Annotated in this window: 17 protein-coding genes and 1 pseudogene; 7 read left to right on the top strand and 11 right to left on the bottom strand. The window is 50.5% G+C overall.

The genetic code is table 11. From position 1 onward, the window contains the following. Window positions 1-37 precede the first annotated feature (37 nt). A complete protein-coding gene (locus AC6I8N_RS25690; protein ID WP_497831436.1) occupies window positions 38-895 on the top strand; it encodes an alpha/beta fold hydrolase in 858 nt (285 codons plus the stop codon). A 47-nt stretch (window positions 896-942) separates the two neighbouring features. Then, entirely contained in the window at window positions 943-1,359 is a 417-nt protein-coding gene (locus AC6I8N_RS25685; RefSeq protein WP_036627887.1) for a MarR family winged helix-turn-helix transcriptional regulator, read from the top strand. Here AC6I8N_RS25685 and AC6I8N_RS25680 read toward each other — a convergent pair. The 4 genes from AC6I8N_RS25680 to AC6I8N_RS25665 all read right to left on the bottom strand — a co-directional run bounded on the left by AC6I8N_RS25680 (window position 1,356) and on the right by AC6I8N_RS25665 (window position 3,823). Beyond that, a complete protein-coding gene (locus AC6I8N_RS25680) occupies window positions 1,356-1,766 on the bottom strand; it encodes an ester cyclase (protein ID WP_497831435.1) in 411 nt (136 codons plus the stop codon). The two genes, AC6I8N_RS25685 and AC6I8N_RS25680, sit on opposite strands and share 4 nt — an antisense overlap. A gap of 313 nt (window positions 1,767-2,079) precedes the next feature. After that, window positions 2,080-2,469, bottom strand: a complete 390-nt coding sequence (locus AC6I8N_RS25675) for a DUF1360 domain-containing protein (RefSeq protein WP_497831434.1) — start codon at window positions 2,467-2,469, stop codon at window positions 2,080-2,082. 146 nt (window positions 2,470-2,615) lie between these two features. Continuing rightward, window positions 2,616-3,038 (bottom strand): Rrf2 family transcriptional regulator, encoded by a 423-nt coding sequence (locus tag AC6I8N_RS25670; protein WP_021186236.1) that lies wholly within the window; start codon window positions 3,036-3,038, stop codon window positions 2,616-2,618. A gap of 104 nt (window positions 3,039-3,142) precedes the next feature. Continuing rightward, window positions 3,143-3,823: an O-methyltransferase gene (locus tag AC6I8N_RS25665; protein WP_497831548.1), complete on the bottom strand. Its 681-nt coding sequence runs from the start codon at window positions 3,821-3,823 to the stop codon at window positions 3,143-3,145. A gap of 141 nt (window positions 3,824-3,964) precedes the next feature. Here AC6I8N_RS25665 and AC6I8N_RS25660 point away from each other — a divergent pair, with 141 nt between their 5' ends. Further along, on the top strand, window positions 3,965-4,666 hold the full coding sequence (locus tag AC6I8N_RS25660) for an NADPH-dependent F420 reductase (RefSeq protein ID WP_497831433.1): 702 nt from the start codon (window positions 3,965-3,967) through the stop codon (window positions 4,664-4,666). A 209-nt stretch (window positions 4,667-4,875) separates the two neighbouring features. Further along, window positions 4,876-5,226 (top strand): hypothetical protein, encoded by a 351-nt coding sequence (locus AC6I8N_RS25655; RefSeq protein WP_497831432.1) that lies wholly within the window; start codon window positions 4,876-4,878, stop codon window positions 5,224-5,226. Between the two features lie 3 nt (window positions 5,227-5,229). Here the strand turns inward: AC6I8N_RS25655 and AC6I8N_RS25650 are convergent, their stop codons facing one another. From AC6I8N_RS25650 to AC6I8N_RS25640, 3 genes are read right to left on the bottom strand one after another with little or no spacing between them, the layout of a single operon-like run. Continuing rightward, window positions 5,230-6,810 (bottom strand): hypothetical protein, encoded by a 1,581-nt coding sequence (locus tag AC6I8N_RS25650; protein ID WP_497831431.1) that lies wholly within the window; start codon window positions 6,808-6,810, stop codon window positions 5,230-5,232. Further along, a complete protein-coding gene (locus tag AC6I8N_RS25645) occupies window positions 6,807-7,613 on the bottom strand; it encodes a nucleotidyltransferase domain-containing protein (protein ID WP_021186228.1) in 807 nt (268 codons plus the stop codon). The genes AC6I8N_RS25650 and AC6I8N_RS25645 overlap by 4 nt, the downstream gene beginning before the upstream one ends. An 11-nt stretch (window positions 7,614-7,624) precedes the next feature. Then, window positions 7,625-8,848: an RtcB family protein gene (locus AC6I8N_RS25640; protein WP_497831430.1), complete on the bottom strand. Its 1,224-nt coding sequence runs from the start codon at window positions 8,846-8,848 to the stop codon at window positions 7,625-7,627. 186 nt (window positions 8,849-9,034) lie between these two features. On the opposite strand from AC6I8N_RS25640, the gene rtcR reads away from it, so the two are divergent. Then, complete coding sequence (gene rtcR, locus AC6I8N_RS25635; protein ID WP_497831429.1) at window positions 9,035-10,609, top strand: RNA repair transcriptional activator RtcR; 1,575 nt, start codon at window positions 9,035-9,037, stop codon at window positions 10,607-10,609. A 71-nt stretch (window positions 10,610-10,680) separates the two neighbouring features. Here rtcR and eamB read toward each other — a convergent pair whose 3' ends face one another. After that, on the bottom strand, window positions 10,681-11,268 hold the full coding sequence (eamB, locus tag AC6I8N_RS25630) for a cysteine/O-acetylserine transporter (RefSeq protein WP_497831428.1): 588 nt from the start codon (window positions 11,266-11,268) through the stop codon (window positions 10,681-10,683). A gap of 113 nt (window positions 11,269-11,381) precedes the next feature. On the opposite strand from eamB, the gene AC6I8N_RS25625 reads away from it, so the two are divergent. Both AC6I8N_RS25625 and AC6I8N_RS25620 read left to right on the top strand, forming a co-directional pair. Continuing rightward, window positions 11,382-12,257, top strand: a complete 876-nt coding sequence (locus AC6I8N_RS25625) for a LysR family transcriptional regulator (protein ID WP_497831427.1) — start codon at window positions 11,382-11,384, stop codon at window positions 12,255-12,257. Window positions 12,258-12,281: 24 nt separating this feature from the next. Next, window positions 12,282-12,711: pseudogene (locus AC6I8N_RS25620) on the top strand (SDR family oxidoreductase); the annotation flags it as partial. 103 nt (window positions 12,712-12,814) lie between these two features. Here AC6I8N_RS25620 and AC6I8N_RS25615 read toward each other — a convergent pair. From AC6I8N_RS25615 to AC6I8N_RS25605, 3 genes are read right to left on the bottom strand one after another with little or no spacing between them, the layout of a single operon-like run. Beyond that, window positions 12,815-13,693, bottom strand: coding sequence for an AEC family transporter (locus tag AC6I8N_RS25615; RefSeq protein WP_497831426.1), 879 nt, complete (start codon window positions 13,691-13,693; stop codon window positions 12,815-12,817). A 56-nt stretch (window positions 13,694-13,749) separates the two neighbouring features. Then, window positions 13,750-14,034 carry an NUDIX domain-containing protein gene (locus AC6I8N_RS25610; RefSeq protein WP_497831425.1) on the bottom strand — a complete coding sequence of 95 codons (285 nt, stop codon included), beginning with the start codon at window positions 14,032-14,034 and terminating at the stop codon, window positions 13,750-13,752. Then, entirely contained in the window at window positions 13,931-14,509 is a 579-nt protein-coding gene (locus AC6I8N_RS25605; protein WP_497831424.1) for an LOG family protein, read from the bottom strand. Before AC6I8N_RS25605 ends, AC6I8N_RS25610 begins: the two co-directional genes overlap by 104 nt. Window positions 14,510-14,584: the final 75 nt, after the last annotated feature.

Here is a 14,584-nt window from a genome sequence, read left to right as displayed (position 1 = left end):
GCTTAAATATCAATGTGTTCAACCAAAAGGGTGAGTTATGAAAAGCTATACAGTTCAGGCCAATGGTATTCGGCAATTTGTTGTTGAGGAAGGGGAGGGAGCACCTGTTATTCTGCTGCATGGATTCCCGGAAACAAACTATGCGTGGCGGCATCAAATTCCGGTCTTATCTAAACAGTTTCGCGTGATTGCACCTGATCTTCGCGGTTACGGTGAGACGGATAAACCAGCATCTGGCTACGATAAGCGCAACATGGCGCTTGATATTCGCGAGTTGATGCGAGAACTCGACATCCATAAAGTTGCTCTGGTTGGTCATGACCGTGGTGCGCGCGTGGCGACCCGTTTTGCTAAGGATTACCCGGAGCTTGTTGATCGCCTGGTAGTGATGGATAACGTTCCAACTCGCATTGTTGCGCGTGATCTGAATGCTTCGATTGCCAAAGCGTACTGGTTCTTCCTGTTCCACCTGGTTCCTGATCTCCCGGAGGCGCTTATCGCCGGTCGTGAACACATCTGGTTGCGTCACTTCTTCTCCGACTGGACTTATGATCCCTCTACCATCAGTGGAGAAGCGTTTGATACCTATGTGAAGTCTTATCAGGCGTCTGGTGCGGTCCGGGGAGCTATGGCGGATTATCGGGCCAACGCACAGGATATTGCGCAAGACCTCGAAGACGCAGAGATCAAAATTGCCTGCCCGGTGATGTCATTGTGGGGAGCGGATTTTCATGCGGTCGGAAAACTGTTCGACATGGCAAGTGTCTGGTCTGAAATGGCCGATGACGTGCAGGCCATCGCCATTGAACAGTGTGGGCATTTGCCCCAGGAGGAGCAGCCTGAAAAAGTGAATCAACTGCTGATGAATTTCTTAAGCAGCTGGCGCTCCGTCTGACGGTATCTTGTATACTGTGGTGCTTTCATGTTGCAGGAACCGTCACTTTGTCAAACGAAACTCAAATGCTGGCTGATGAATTACGCCACGTTGTCAGCGCTTTCGTGCGCCATGTACGCGTGGCAACGGCTACTGTTCGCACTTCGCAGCATGAAACGCTGGAGTTGCTCAATACGCATAAGGAACTTTCCATTGCAGACCTGGCGCGTCTGCGTGGTGTAAAACATCAAAGCATGCGGTTGGTGATCAATGAACTGGAACAGCAAGGTTTGATCGAGCGGCAAAGAAGCCCGCAGGATGCGCGTGCGCAGCTGATTGTCTTGAGTGAAAGTGCATGCCTGTTGCTGGCATCTGCTCGCAGGCAACGTACCGAGTGGATAGCTGCACAGATCGCCAACAAGCTCGATGAGGCCGGGCGTGCCGACCTGCAAAAAGGGCTGGCTGCTCTGCATAAGTTGCTTTAAATCTGCCTGAGTTGGCTCACTACCTGTATTAATGTATTCAATCCCCAATGCTCAACGTATTTGCCCTCTTCAATACGCACCATGTCAATCACGGTGATAGTCACGTTTTGGCCTGTAGCCGGAACACCCAATAGCTCCCCCTGGTGCACGCCCGTCAGGGTTTTCCGTGTCGTTACCCAGTCACGTTCCGCAATTTGATCTTCAATGTTGACCTGCAAGTCAGCCAGCGCTGGCCGAAGTATCAACTCAAAGGTGCGCCAAAGGCTTTCGCGATCATTAGCTGCGCCAGAGGGAGCAGAACGGTTAATGAAATTCTCAGCCACCAACTCGTCAAAACTCTGGCGATTTCCTTCGACAATCACCTGTTGATTGAAGCGTTGTACGACGATTTTGTTCTGTTCTGACATCGGTGCTCCTTAAATATATACAGTTAGACTGTATACATTTAAGAGGATATTGTGGGATTGGGATAGGTAAGTTGTGCGGTGAGCAGCCCGGAAAGTCAGAAGGGGCCCATGAGGGCACTCTCACATCAGTGGATATGTACTCAATCGATCAAGGCCCACGTAGGAACCGTTTTGCAGGCCTGAAATGACTCTCTCGACCATTATTAAAATGTTTCATCAGCGATTAGAGAAAATGATGAGAGGCGATGGCAGGGAAGGTTAATTAGATGGCGGGTTAGATTCACACTGGATGAACATAACCCACCAGGGTTTGCTATTTGTTGTTGCTCATTGTTTCCTTAAGTTCTTTTTCTTTCATCTTCTTTGCCATTGCATTAATAAAGCAGCGAAACATCAGGCCATTAGTAAAAGTTGTCAGTGTGATGGTGAAAAAAGTACTAATAATAAGATCGATAAAAATATTACCGCTACGGATAATGACCGGACGATAAATGATCACGCCAGCCAGTACGACCCAGTGGCTCATACAATAAAAACAATGAAACAAATAGCCGGTCATATGACCAATTTTATTGGCCAGGTTTCGCACCGGCACAAAGAGTTCTGTCTGGGTGATGGTAAAAGAGATGCTGGCGGCAGCGAAGCTGAGGACGATACATGTCCACAATGACTGGATCGCGGGTAATACAATAACCTGTTGCACAGAGGCTCCTGTGATTTGTCTAACTCATGTAACAACAAAAGATACGATCTCTTTTGTGCAAGATCAACACGACGATTCTGTGGTCATAAAAATTAAAGCATTTATGGCTAAATGGCTGTGACAGGATCTGTGAACAGTTAAATGGCTTATGTATTGTTTTCTTTGAACTTATTACACAAATGACTGAGGGTGATTTCGCTTAAACGTTCCATTAACAATGACTCAGCCTGTTTTAACGCAACATCTAATTCATCATTAACCGTATTTTCTATCAGGCAGTGAGGATTATCTCTGTTGATGCCAAGGTTGTAGAGATGGGTTATTCCCACCGCTTTGTAGATATCCCGCAAAGTCACCTGAGTAGGGTCACAACTTAATGACCAGCCACCATTGTGTCCTTTTTCGGAGCGGACATAACCGGCTTCACGTAAACCTGCCATCGTTCTGCGTACCAGCGCGGCATTGGTGTCCAGCATCTCAGCCAGTTGTTGGGAGGTGTAGATTCCTGAATCACAGGCCAGATGAACCAGTACGTGTAAAACTCGCGATAATCGTGTGTCGCTTCTCAAGTGCCCTCCCGCCTACCAGGATATTCAGTATCGTGTTGGATCATAACGTAATACATCATGATACTGAACTCCAGGAAGCGGGATGCTACTGAGATGAAACGTTATTAAGTATTAACCAGCGCCATGACAAAGCCATCCCATCCTTTCTCACCGACAGTCTGAATTGCCGTTGCTTCCAGTCGGTCGTCTTCTGCGATCATCTGTATAAAGTCTCTCAATCCTTGCACGTTCGGGTCATGATTCTCGGGATCAATCACCCCTCCGCCGCGTACCACATTATCCCCGACGATAACCGTTCCTTGCCGCGACAGTTTTATTGCCCATGCGAGATAACGAGGGTTATTCACTTTATCCGCATCGATAAAAATAAGGTCAAAGGGCGGGCTAAGCCCAGGTAATACATCAAGGGCCGCTCCGGTAAGAAGCTCGACGCGTGCTGTCAGCCCGGCATTAGCGATGTTTTGGCGCGCAACGTCGGCATGATGCGGATTAAACTCAATGGTCGTCACGATCCCGTTATGCGGTAACGCTTTCGCCATCCAAATCGTGCTGTAGCCGCCAAGTGTACCAATTTCAAGAACGCGAACAGCACGAGTCATTTTGACCAGAAGCGCCAGCATCTTGCCCTGCAAGGCGGATACATCAATAGCGGGTAATCCATGATTTGCGTTATTCGCGAGGGTATGTTTCAGGTCTGGTTGCTCAGAAACAAGCTTTTCAGCCAACCAGGTATCGACTTGTGACCATTTTGCCGCGTCGCTGGAAGGATAATCAGGAGTTCGCATAGTCGGTCTTATCTCCTTGAAGGGTTTTTTATCAGAAGTGTAGTCGCCGTTGGGAAGTTGCTCATCCACACCAATCCTGTCTTTCTCAGCTACTCTTTGTGACTTAAGTCACAAAAATGCATTGGGTAACAGGAGAAAACCATGTTGAACATCGCGAAAGCATTTTGCCTGTCTTGCTGTTTTATTTTGTGTGCCAGCGCCAGCGTGATGGCAGAAACTCTGCCACGTATCGGCATTATCGGTGCCGGATCGATGGGTGGGACGCTTGGGCGGTTGTGGGTTAAGGCGGGCTACCCGGTCTTTTTTTCTTCCCGGCATCCGCAGGAATTGCAGCCTTTAATCGCCTCTCTCGGGCCGCTGGCAAAGGCGGGTACACCCCAGCAGGCCGCTGAATTCGGGGAGGTGGTTGTGATGGCAGTCCCTTACGGTGTGCTGCCCGCTCTGGGAAAAAACCTGGCGGAAGCGCTGAAGGACAAAGTGGTGCTGGACGTTGCCAACCCCTATCCGCAAAGAGACGGTGATGTTGCCACCCAGGCATTACAGGTTGGGAGTGGTGTCTACAGTGCCCGTCTGTTTCCACAGGCACGCGTTGTCCGCGGATTTAATTCAATCGCCGCATCCAGTCTCGCATCCAATGCACATCGTTCAGGCGACGCTCTGGCCGTGCCTCTGGCAGGGGATGACAGGAAGGCACTGGATACCGTGATACAATTAACCAAAGCTGCTGGTTTTGCCCCTGTAGTGGTGGGCGATTTGAGCAAAGCCACGCTGTTTCAGCCTGGGAGTGATTTGTTTTTACAAACGATGACGGCGGATGAGTTAAAACAGGCAATTAGCCGCTAATCGGAGCCACGCATAATTCTGAATCACCGAAGAAATGCTTGCTGGCGTTCAATGAAATGTTCATCTTTTTCACAGAGAGGATGAGCTAACATGAAGACAGTGAGTCAAACCTCACGATTTGTGTTTCCACTCTTGGTGCTTCTACGGCATAATCCGCCCCCGCCGAGTCAGTGGTCCCCCCAGGGCCTTGACGTCACTGAGGTTTATGTATGACAGATATTCAGCAGCTGATACTTGCTGCCAGGCCCCTGATCCCTTTCAGACGCATCCATGACGCACAGGCATTTCTGAGCTTGTGGCCGCTTGAGGATCAATTTGCGCTTATCAGTGCGCTTTGCATTGGGCGTGATCACATGGGTGCCAACGTTATTCGGGCTGGCTATGTTTCTGATGATCAGTCATTCGATCGCTTTCTGCACATCGGCAGCACCGGGATCTGGCTGATTCCTCCAGCAGATTTTGCCGGTATACTGTGCGAGGCAGGCGCATCGCTGGAGGAATGGTTTACGACTTTTGAACATTGCGCCACGGTGTCTGGTTACGATCTGAGCGAGTTCTGAGCCTTAATCTACCGCTAAAAGAGCCCACAGCCTAGCTTGTACCTCTTCATGCGGTTCCCGTTCTGCGCATTCCGTCAGGTAATCACGATGATCCGACAGTACTGGCGCTGGCCATGCTTCCAGAGCGTTAAGCGCCATCTGACGGTTTCTGATCACCGGGCTTTGTAGTGCGGCCTCCAGTAAAGGCCATCCCATTGACGGGAAGCGCTTCAACTCCTGGACGACAGCGTCAAGTTTAGAATGCATCTTCCAGTTTGGACCCACACCGCTGCTGAGAGCAGGACCCGAGGCGATCGCTGGCAGGTCAAACTGAGCCTGTGCCAGGGTACACACCTGCTGTGCCTGAGCAGCATCCTCGGTCTGCATCAGTTGATACCAGTTATCTTCTGCTGAATCCTTACACTGGCGTTCAAAGAGGGAAGGCCATGGATCCTGTTTGCGCTCCCGGCTGACCTGAATCGCCAGGTAATAGACATAACCTTCACCGCTGGCGAGGATCTGAGGGATAAGGTCGTCCCACAGCGACATCGCCTGGACCTGCTTACTCTTTTCAGCCAGGTGTTGTGCAGTGGCAGGGGAGAGCGATGTTTCACTCTCTACCCATGTCCCAATATGCCGGGCAGTTAAAAAATGCAGTGGGTGAGAGGGCTTACAAGCCAACACCTTCTCCAGATAGCGCTGACAGCTCAGGGGCGCATCATCGTAAACCGAGATACCCGGAACCGGACCTCCCATGAGCATGGCATAAAGCATCTCAGCGGCACCCATCAGCAACGCGTCGTCATGTTCTGTTTCGAGTGCAGCCAGCAGCCCACCGCGTACTGCGCAGTTAACGGCGGTGTATTCATTCATCACGGAGTTGGAGAACCCCTCGCGCAGTAACCAGCGACGAAGTTCATCATTCATCTGTTCCGGCATGCGCTCCATCAAATGGATACGCCCCCAGCCATTGACGCGCAGCGCCATGCCATACCACACAGGTGCATATTCTTCCGGTTCCAGCATCGCTCGCAACGCGACCACCGCGTAAAGCGTGAATTCATCATGACGAGCCAGTACCTGAAGAATCTCCACGGTGCGTTGCTGTGGGAAGTACGCCATCAGTGCCATAGCAAACTTCACCACATTACGATCCGGACTGGCGGTGGCGAGCCAGACCACCAGCTTACAGAGCGCTTCTGCCCGCAGGTTTTGAGACTGCGGAATCGCGCTCAGCAGCTCGTCAATGTAGTGCACGGGCGAGCCCTGATTAATCAGTTGATAGAGCGCCTGTATGGCCATCGTGTCAGGCTTTTTCTGCACCTGATGCAGGGCAGACAGAATCTCCGAGGCATCCGGGCCGTCATTACCCACGCCAAAGTGATAAATCATGGTGCCTTCCAGCGCACCTGGTGCCCAGCAAATCTCATCGGAATCACTCATCGGCTGGTTGGCAAGCACCCCGGCGTCAGCAGGCAGCGGTTCGGCCTGCGCATAGCTTTCAGCCAGACATGCGTAGATCGACGGTTGCTGATCGTCCCAAACAACAGGGAAGGTCATTTCCGTGTTTTTACCCAATAAACGATCAAACCAGCTTTTCATCATTCGTTTTCCACATTCATGACGGTTTCAAACAACAACCGGTCCAGCAGCGCATCAGCAGACTTATCATGTGCAGCGGGCAGGAGGATTTCGTCGCGAGTCAGCTCCGCTTCGATAAACGCATGTAGCACTTCACGGCGCGAACCATACTGTGCCTCGCCTGAACGCTGTTTTATGGTCAGCAGTTCTTCGATGTCGCGCAATAATCGGGTGTCGGATACCGTTCCACGCACCAGTTGATCGAAACGCATCGGTGGCGCACCGTTTCTTTCCTCTATCCAACGCACAGCCAGTAGCGGGCGTAGCACGTAAAAATATTTCTTCAGTCGTACCTCTTCCTCCTGCAAATACTGGCGGAAGTTTTTGGCTGCCATCGCCTTGTAGTGCCAGCGGGCTCGATCCGCCGAAAAAAAGCGGCCACTCAGGGTGTTAAGGCGTGCCATGACGTTGCTTTCCTGCCGATATACAACGGGTGAGTCCAGCCAGTCGATAAGCGTCGGGTTAGCCCGTTTCAGCAGTCCCAATGCTTTGCGCCACTCCCAGCCGCAGACATCCAGCTCGTCATCTATGGGTTTTTCGATGACATCACGCGAGGCTTCCACCCGCAAATACCACTCAGGCTTGTGTACATAGAGAAAACGCACGTCATAATCGCTGTCTGGCGAGGCAAATCCCCAGCCCCGACTGCCAGACTCGCAGGCAAACAACACACGTACGTCGTGTTCCGCCTCGATTTCCTTCAGCACGCCACGGACGCGTTCACGCATGGCCTCATCAACGCCATGCAGTCCGGTTTTTATCTCCATTGTGTTCTCCTTTATCCTTTAACGCAGATGACCTGGCGCAGCGTGTGCACGATTTCCACCAGCGACGATTGCGCGGCCATCACGGCATCTATGTCTTTATAGGCCATCGGTGTTTCATCAATCACGTTAGTGTCCTTGCGACATTCCACATGGGCGGTCGCACGGATATGGTCATCAATGGTGAAACGATTTTTGGCTGCGGTACGGCTCATGGTGCGGCCCGCACCGTGGCTGCACGAGCAGAAACTTTCTTCATTGCCGAGTCCGCGCACGATAAAGCTTTTGGCACCCATCGAACCCGGGATGATGCCCATTTGTCCCTTCTGTGCCGATACGGCCCCCTTACGCGTCACCAGAATCTGCTCACCAAAATGCTGCTCCTGTTGTACGTAGTTGTGGTGGCAGTTGACGGCTTCCTGATGGGTAGCAAATGGCTTGGTAATACAGGCCGCCAAGGCTGCTAACACGCGATTCATCATCACTTCCCGGTTGTGATGCGCGTAATCCTGCGCCCAGCTCACCCCAGCAAGATAATCGTCATAATGCTGGCTGCCTTCGCTGAAGTAAGCGAGATCCCGGTCCGGGAGATTAGCCAGATGCTGCTGCATATCTTGTTGAGCCAGTTTGATAAACAGCGTGCCGATGGCATTCCCCACACCACGCGAACCACTGTGCAGCATCACCCATACGCGTTCACTCTGGTCAAGACAGATCTCGATGAAGTGATTACCCGTCCCCAGCGTCCCCAGGTGCTGGTGGTTATTGGTTTTCAGGAGCTGTGGATACTTGTCCGTGAGCTTTCTGAAACGCGGTGCAAGATGCGCCCAATGGGCGTTTACGTCATCGGGAGTATCCTGCCAGGCACCTTTATCACGCTTACCCCGCCCGGTGACCCGACCATGCGGCACGGCCTGTTCAATGGCATTGCGCAGTCCTTGCAGGTTATCCGGCAAATCGCCCGCCATCAGCGATGTGCGTACGGCGATCATGCCGCAGCCAATATCCACGCCTACTGCCGCCGGAATGATGGCGCCGCGTGTCGGAATGACGCTACCAATCGTCGAACCCTTACCCAGATGTACATCGGGCATTACCGCCATATGTTTAAAAATAAATGGCATGCTGGCCGTTTTCAGCAGTTGCATTTTCGCTTCTGGCTCGACAGGTACGCCCTGCGTCCACATTTTTATCGGTGCGCCTGCGGCGGGGTGAATAATGTCAAATTGAGGTTTCATGCTTGTTCTCTTTTTTGTTTGCGTCGTTTTGTTATTGCGAACGGCGTGCCAAAACAAAGTATATCGATAAAAAACTAATAACCATCTGATAAATAACATTAAAAAATAAACCCTCGACACGAGGGATAGTCAGAAGGTCTGTAATTATTTATATTTAAAAATAGAATTTATCTTACAGGATAAGAAATGAAGCGCAGGGTGGTGATTGGTGTTTTGGGGACTCAGCTGGACAGACGGGGTAAGCGTCAGAATCGCTGGACGAAATGGCGTCCCAGCGTTGCGCTGTGCCAGCATGAAGATTTGCCGATTGATCGGTTTGAGCTGCTTCATCAACCGCGCAATCGCGGCATGGCCGATCAGCTTGCGGAGGATATCGCGCAGATATCACCCCAGACGCAGGTAGTTCCTCACGCCGTCAGTTTGAATGATCCCTGGGACTTCGAAGAGGTCTACAGCGCATTTCTGGATTTCGTCAGCCGTTATCCTTTCGATACAGAAAATGAAGAGTATCTGGTGCACATCACTACGGGGACGCACGTCGCGCAGATCTGCTGGTTTTTGCTGACAGAAGCCCGTTATCTGCCCGCCACTCTTCTTCAGACCGGGCCGGGGCCGCAGGATGAAACCACACCAAAGGGGATCTATTCGATTATCGATCTGGATCTCAGCCGCTACGCTACCTTAACCAGTCGCTTCCAGCGCGAGCAGGCAAATTCGGTATCTTTCCTCAAATCTGGCATTGAAACACGCAACCCCACCTTTAACGCATTGATTGAGCAAATTGAACGTGTTGCGCAGCGTTCGGATGCCCCCATGCTGCTGACTGGCCCCACCGGTGCCGGTAAGTCGTTTCTTGCCGAGCGAATTTATCAACTGCGCCAGTCACGCCATCAGGTAAAAGGAAAGTTTGTGGCGGTTAACTGCGCCACACTTCGTGGTGATAATGCCATGTCGACGTTGTTTGGCCATGTTAAAGGGGCCTTTACCGGTGCGCTGACTGCTCGCAGTGGGTTACTCCGCGAAGCCGATGGCGGCATTCTTTTTCTGGATGAGATAGCTGAACTGGGACTGGATGAGCAGGCCATGCTGCTGCGTGCCATCGAAGAGAAAAGTTTCTTTCCTTTCGGTGCCGACCGTGAAGTCAGCAGTGATTTTCAGCTCATTGCGGGTACGCACAGGGATATGCCGCGCTGGGTGAGTGAGGGACGTTTCAGGGAGGACTTATACGCACGTATCAACATGTGGACGTTCCGCTTACCCGGACTGGCGGAACGGCGCGAAGATATTGAACCTAACGTTGAATATGAACTGCACCGTTACGGGCGTCAGCATCAACAACAGGTGCGCTTTGATAAGGAAGCGCGTGAGCGTTATCTGCATTTCGCTTATTCCGCCAAGGCCAGCTGGAGAGGGAATTTTCGTGAGCTGGGGGCCAGTGTTGCGCGCATGGCGACGCTGGCTGAGAACGGGCGCATTAATCTTGCGTTGGTGGATGAAGAGATTACCCGGCTGTTGGGGGCATGGCAGACAGAGCAGGGCGGAACCACGGAGTTTCCGCTCAATCAGGAAATCGATATTTTCGACCAAAAGCAGCTTGAGGCGGTGATTGATGTTTGTCGCACTTCGGCATCTTTGTCGGATGCCGGACGCAGGCTGTTTGCCGTATCACGACAACAAAAAAAACAACCCAACGATGCGGATCGTTTGCGTAAGTATCTGCTGCGCTTCGATCTGAAGTGGGAGGATGTGCATAAGGTATGAGCTGACAGGCTGCGGAAATTGCCCACCTGAGTGTGGGCAATGGCAAAAAAATTTAACCGCATCCTGACTCGTCAGAAAAACATCCTCACAGCGCAATAAATGAGTAACAGCGCCAGTATCCGATTAACCAATCGACCATGTCTGCGAAACAGTGACTGGAACATATGACCAGCCAGCGCCCAGACAAGATTTCCCAGGCAACCGATGATGGCGAGGAGAATGCTGACGGCAGTTACCCAGATAACATCCTGGGTGTAAGGCAAAACGAATGCAGACAATGCCGTTATGCCGTAAAGAATAATTTTTACGTTGGCAAACTGAAGCCAGAAGCTCACCCAAAAACTGAGAGGACTGCCAGTGTTATCAGCCGTGGCAGGTGAGCTGTGCGCAATCCGCCATGCAAGCCAGAGAATGTAAGCAGCGCCAATCCACACCAGCCAGCGAGTGGTTGAAGGCAGCACATTGATCAGCGTGTAGGTAAATACACCGCAAGCCAGCATAAGCACCAGAAATCCAGCACTCATACCTGCCATTGTGCGCAGACTGCGCCGAAAACCATGCTGATTTACTGAGCTGAGAGCCAGGATATTGTTAGGGCCGGGTGTTAGCGCGGTGATTAATGTATAGGTCAAAAAACCACTGATGATTGTTGGTGTCACTTGTATTCTCCTTGTTTCCGGAGCATATTAGCGACGCCAAAACATTCAAAAAAGCGAATGTTTTAGATGTCATATTTTCAATATTTCGATGTTTTAATCTTAGGGGTAACTTTATGGATCTGCGCCGTTTCATTACCTTTAAGACGGTTGTTGAAGAAGGTTCTTTTGCTCAAGCCGCCCGTAAGCTGTGTTGTACTCAGTCAACCGTCACCTTCCAGATCCAACAGCTTGAGCAGGAACTTTCATATCCGGTTTTTGAAAAAGTAGGCCGTCGAATGGCTCTTACGCCCGCCGGAAAATTACTCTTACCAAGAGTTCGGGAGCTGACGCGTGTACTGGAGGGGATACGCCAGATTTCATCCACTGAAGAAGATATTGCCGGTGACTTGCGGGTGATGGTCGGGGAAACATTACTTGCGTACAAAATGCCCGAAGTACTGAAATTGTTCAGGTTAAAAGCGCCCAAAGTTCGTCTGTCCCTGCAATCTGTTAACTGCTATGTGATAAGAGACTCGTTGCTTAACGACAATACAGACCTGGGCGTTTTTTACCGCGTTGGTCATGATGATGCGTTACATATGGAATACTTTGGGCAACAGGAAGTGGTGCTGGTTGCCTCCCCATTGTTCCAGGGCTTTGATTTCACGAAAAGTGATCAGCATATCCCGGTGAGTTTCATTATCAATGAGCCTCAATGTATTTTCAGGCAAATATTCGAATCCACTCTCCGGGAAAGAAAGATAACGCTAGATAATACGATTGAGCTCTGGAGTATTGAGAGCATCAAAAAATGCGTTGCCAGCAATCTCGGCATTTCATTTCTGCCACGGTTCAGCGTATTGCGTGAACTGGAATCAGGTGAACTTAAAGAGCTTCCATTCTCGTCCTCCCCACTGTCAATTACCGCGCTGTGTGCTCACCATGCAGGCCGAACTGTCAGCCCAGCGATGAAAACTTTCATTGACTGTATGCATGAATGCCTTGGTTAGGAAATTCCCTGAATTTAACAGCGCATGAGCTTGTTATCTGGAAGCTGTCATAAAACCCGGGTCTGTCCTCTCGTTACTGAAGGTGGTCAGGTCGCTATTACGGGGTTAAATAGAACGACTGCAACGCGCTCGTGATCTGCTGCCTGAAACATCGTTCATCCTCAAAAGTGATGCTGCCAGCGAATCAGATATCAGTGAATTACAGGTGGCGATTAAGCACTGGGGTACTCTTGATGGGTTGTGGCTTAACGCAGGATTCGCCGAAGTAGGTTCCCCGGAATTGGTTACCGCTGAATCATTTAATCACATGATAAATGCTAATGTCCGGGGGCCGATGCTACAACTTGCGGCACTCTCTGACGCCCTTAATCCCGGATCTTCTGTTCTGGTCACGTCTTCCTCGTCGGTTTATGAAGGTGCTTTATTGAGACTTCTGAGAACAGGCAGACACGGAAGATGATGAAAAATCACCTTCATAACAGTGCAGAGTTTGCTGTATTGCCGGTGCATTAGCACCGGGGGCTGTATAATTCTCGGTTTGTTAAGTGCTGACAACGTCAGAAAACGATGCCCATCGTTTTGCCGATCGTGATAGCTGCTGCAAAGAGGCTCATCGCAAGAATACTGATGCAGGTTCCACAGGTAATAATCCTGGCCGATCGGCCTGTCCCCAGATAATGCGTTTCAAGAACGATGATATTTGCTGCCGGAGGCAGAAGACAAAAGAGATAAAGTGTTGGCGTATTTTCCGTTATCAGTCTGAAATCGACAATTCTGGCAAGCCCTATCATCAGTGAAATCATCATCAACATCGCTGCTGATTTAATCAGATATGGGCGAACCTCATGCCGGAGATCCTTAAGCGTCAGCTCAGTTTTTGACAGCCAAACGCCAAGCACCGCCATACCAAGAAAGCTCATCAGAAATTTTGCGACTTCATACAGTTCGTTAAACCACAGCGATATCTGCTGGCTGAACGGAATGAGCGCGGCCCCGACAATCAGTGCCAGCACAGGCGGAGTCTGAACTAATTTCAACAGTCTGAAATGGTGGCCGGAGAGCATACCAGCCCCGACGGAATTACCTACGATTGAGCTGCCGACATAGGCGGCGATAACAATGGTTGCGGCTTGATCGCCAAAGAGGGCCGTCGCCACAGGCAATCCCAGCCATCCGATATTCAGGTAACTGAAGCACAGGCTTTTGATGGGATCACGAAAGAAATACCGGGAAGCCATCAGCATAATCAGCATGCAGATGGCTGTCGCGATGATTATCGTACTCATACTGCCAAAACGCGTGGATATATTGAAGATGATGACAACCGGAATAGCTACGCGGGTTAATACCCATGAGGCAGCTGCTTTTAAATCCCAGGCTGTTTTACCGACCAGCCAGCCGGCAAAAAGATAAATCAGCGGTACAAATATCGTCACAGCGTTTCCTTACCGTGTGTTCACAAAACTCAACAGCCCGCGACCTTGTCCGATTCTCAACAAACCGTGCAACAGATTGCCTGGGGTGCCGATGGCCATACGTGTGGGACATTTTTGTTTAACGTTAGCGGTGCATCTGTGAATTCGCCAGGCAGGGTAAGCTCCTCTTGTGATAGTTCAAGATTAAGCTCTTCCCTGAATTCCCGAATCAATGCGGAATGAGCGTCTTCTCCTGGCTCAATTTTCCCTCCGGGTTGTCCACTTTGAAGCAGGTGGCGTATAGGTTTTGAAATACTCGATAATGTCGTGCAAATTTTCAGAAAACAGAAGCATATCGGCATAATCCTGTTTCATAAAACCTTCACTCACCATCTGATTTACCATCACTTTAAGCGGGTTGTAAAAGTGATTAACGTTCAGAAACGCACAGGGTTTATCATGTATGCCTAATTGTGCCCAGGTCCACTGTTCAAATATCTCCTCAGCAGTTCCTGCGCCACCCGGTAAGGCGATAAAACAGGATGATAATTCTGCCATCACAGATTTTCTCTGATGCATGTCATCCACCACCTGTAGCTCAGACAACCCGGTGTGGGCAATTTCACGTTCCAGCAGGGACTTTGGAATAACACCCGTTACATGACCACCATATGCGAGAGCTGAGTCGGCTACGGCACCCATTAAACCAACACGTCCACCCCCATAAACGATATTTATACTCTGTTCAGCTAACCATCTACCAACATGACGAGCAGCCTCCATGTAAGCGGGTGTACAGCCTTCAGAAGAGCCACAGAATATGCCTACAGTGTGCATATTTTCTCCTCAAACAAATGGAAAAATCCCCGTGATGGGGAGAACAAGCGAGACCCATCTTAACATGTTACCTCG

The organism is Pantoea sp. X-Soil-TKNS-1279, from assembly GCF_059730565.1.
Note: the sequence above shows the minus strand (reverse complement) of the source record. Positions and strands in the feature narration are given on the sequence as shown.

What these genes read in the sequence shown, in the direction of transcription:
- AC6I8N_RS25690 (WP_497831436.1), top strand. Translation starts at nt 38, where the DNA reads ATGAAAAGCTATACAGTTCAGGCCAATGGTATTCGGCAATTTGTTGTT.
- AC6I8N_RS25680 (WP_497831435.1), bottom strand. Translation starts at nt 1,766, where the DNA reads ATGTCAGAACAGAACAAAATCGTCGTACAACGCTTCAATCAACAGGTG.
- AC6I8N_RS25665 (WP_497831548.1), bottom strand. Translation starts at nt 3,823, where the DNA reads ATGCGAACTCCTGATTATCCTTCCAGCGACGCGGCAAAATGGTCACAA.
- AC6I8N_RS25660 (WP_497831433.1), top strand. Translation starts at nt 3,965, where the DNA reads ATGTTGAACATCGCGAAAGCATTTTGCCTGTCTTGCTGTTTTATTTTG.
- AC6I8N_RS25655 (WP_497831432.1), top strand. Translation starts at nt 4,876, where the DNA reads ATGACAGATATTCAGCAGCTGATACTTGCTGCCAGGCCCCTGATCCCT.
- AC6I8N_RS25650 (WP_497831431.1), bottom strand. Translation starts at nt 6,810, where the DNA reads ATGATGAAAAGCTGGTTTGATCGTTTATTGGGTAAAAACACGGAAATG.
- AC6I8N_RS25645 (WP_021186228.1), bottom strand. Translation starts at nt 7,613, where the DNA reads ATGGAGATAAAAACCGGACTGCATGGCGTTGATGAGGCCATGCGTGAA.
- AC6I8N_RS25640 (WP_497831430.1), bottom strand. Translation starts at nt 8,848, where the DNA reads ATGAAACCTCAATTTGACATTATTCACCCCGCCGCAGGCGCACCGATA.
- rtcR (WP_497831429.1), top strand. Translation starts at nt 9,035, where the DNA reads ATGAAGCGCAGGGTGGTGATTGGTGTTTTGGGGACTCAGCTGGACAGA.
- AC6I8N_RS25625 (WP_497831427.1), top strand. Translation starts at nt 11,382, where the DNA reads ATGGATCTGCGCCGTTTCATTACCTTTAAGACGGTTGTTGAAGAAGGT.
- AC6I8N_RS25610 (WP_497831425.1), bottom strand. Translation starts at nt 14,034, where the DNA reads ATGCCGATATGCTTCTGTTTTCTGAAAATTTGCACGACATTATCGAGT.
- AC6I8N_RS25605 (WP_497831424.1), bottom strand. Translation starts at nt 14,509, where the DNA reads ATGCACACTGTAGGCATATTCTGTGGCTCTTCTGAAGGCTGTACACCC.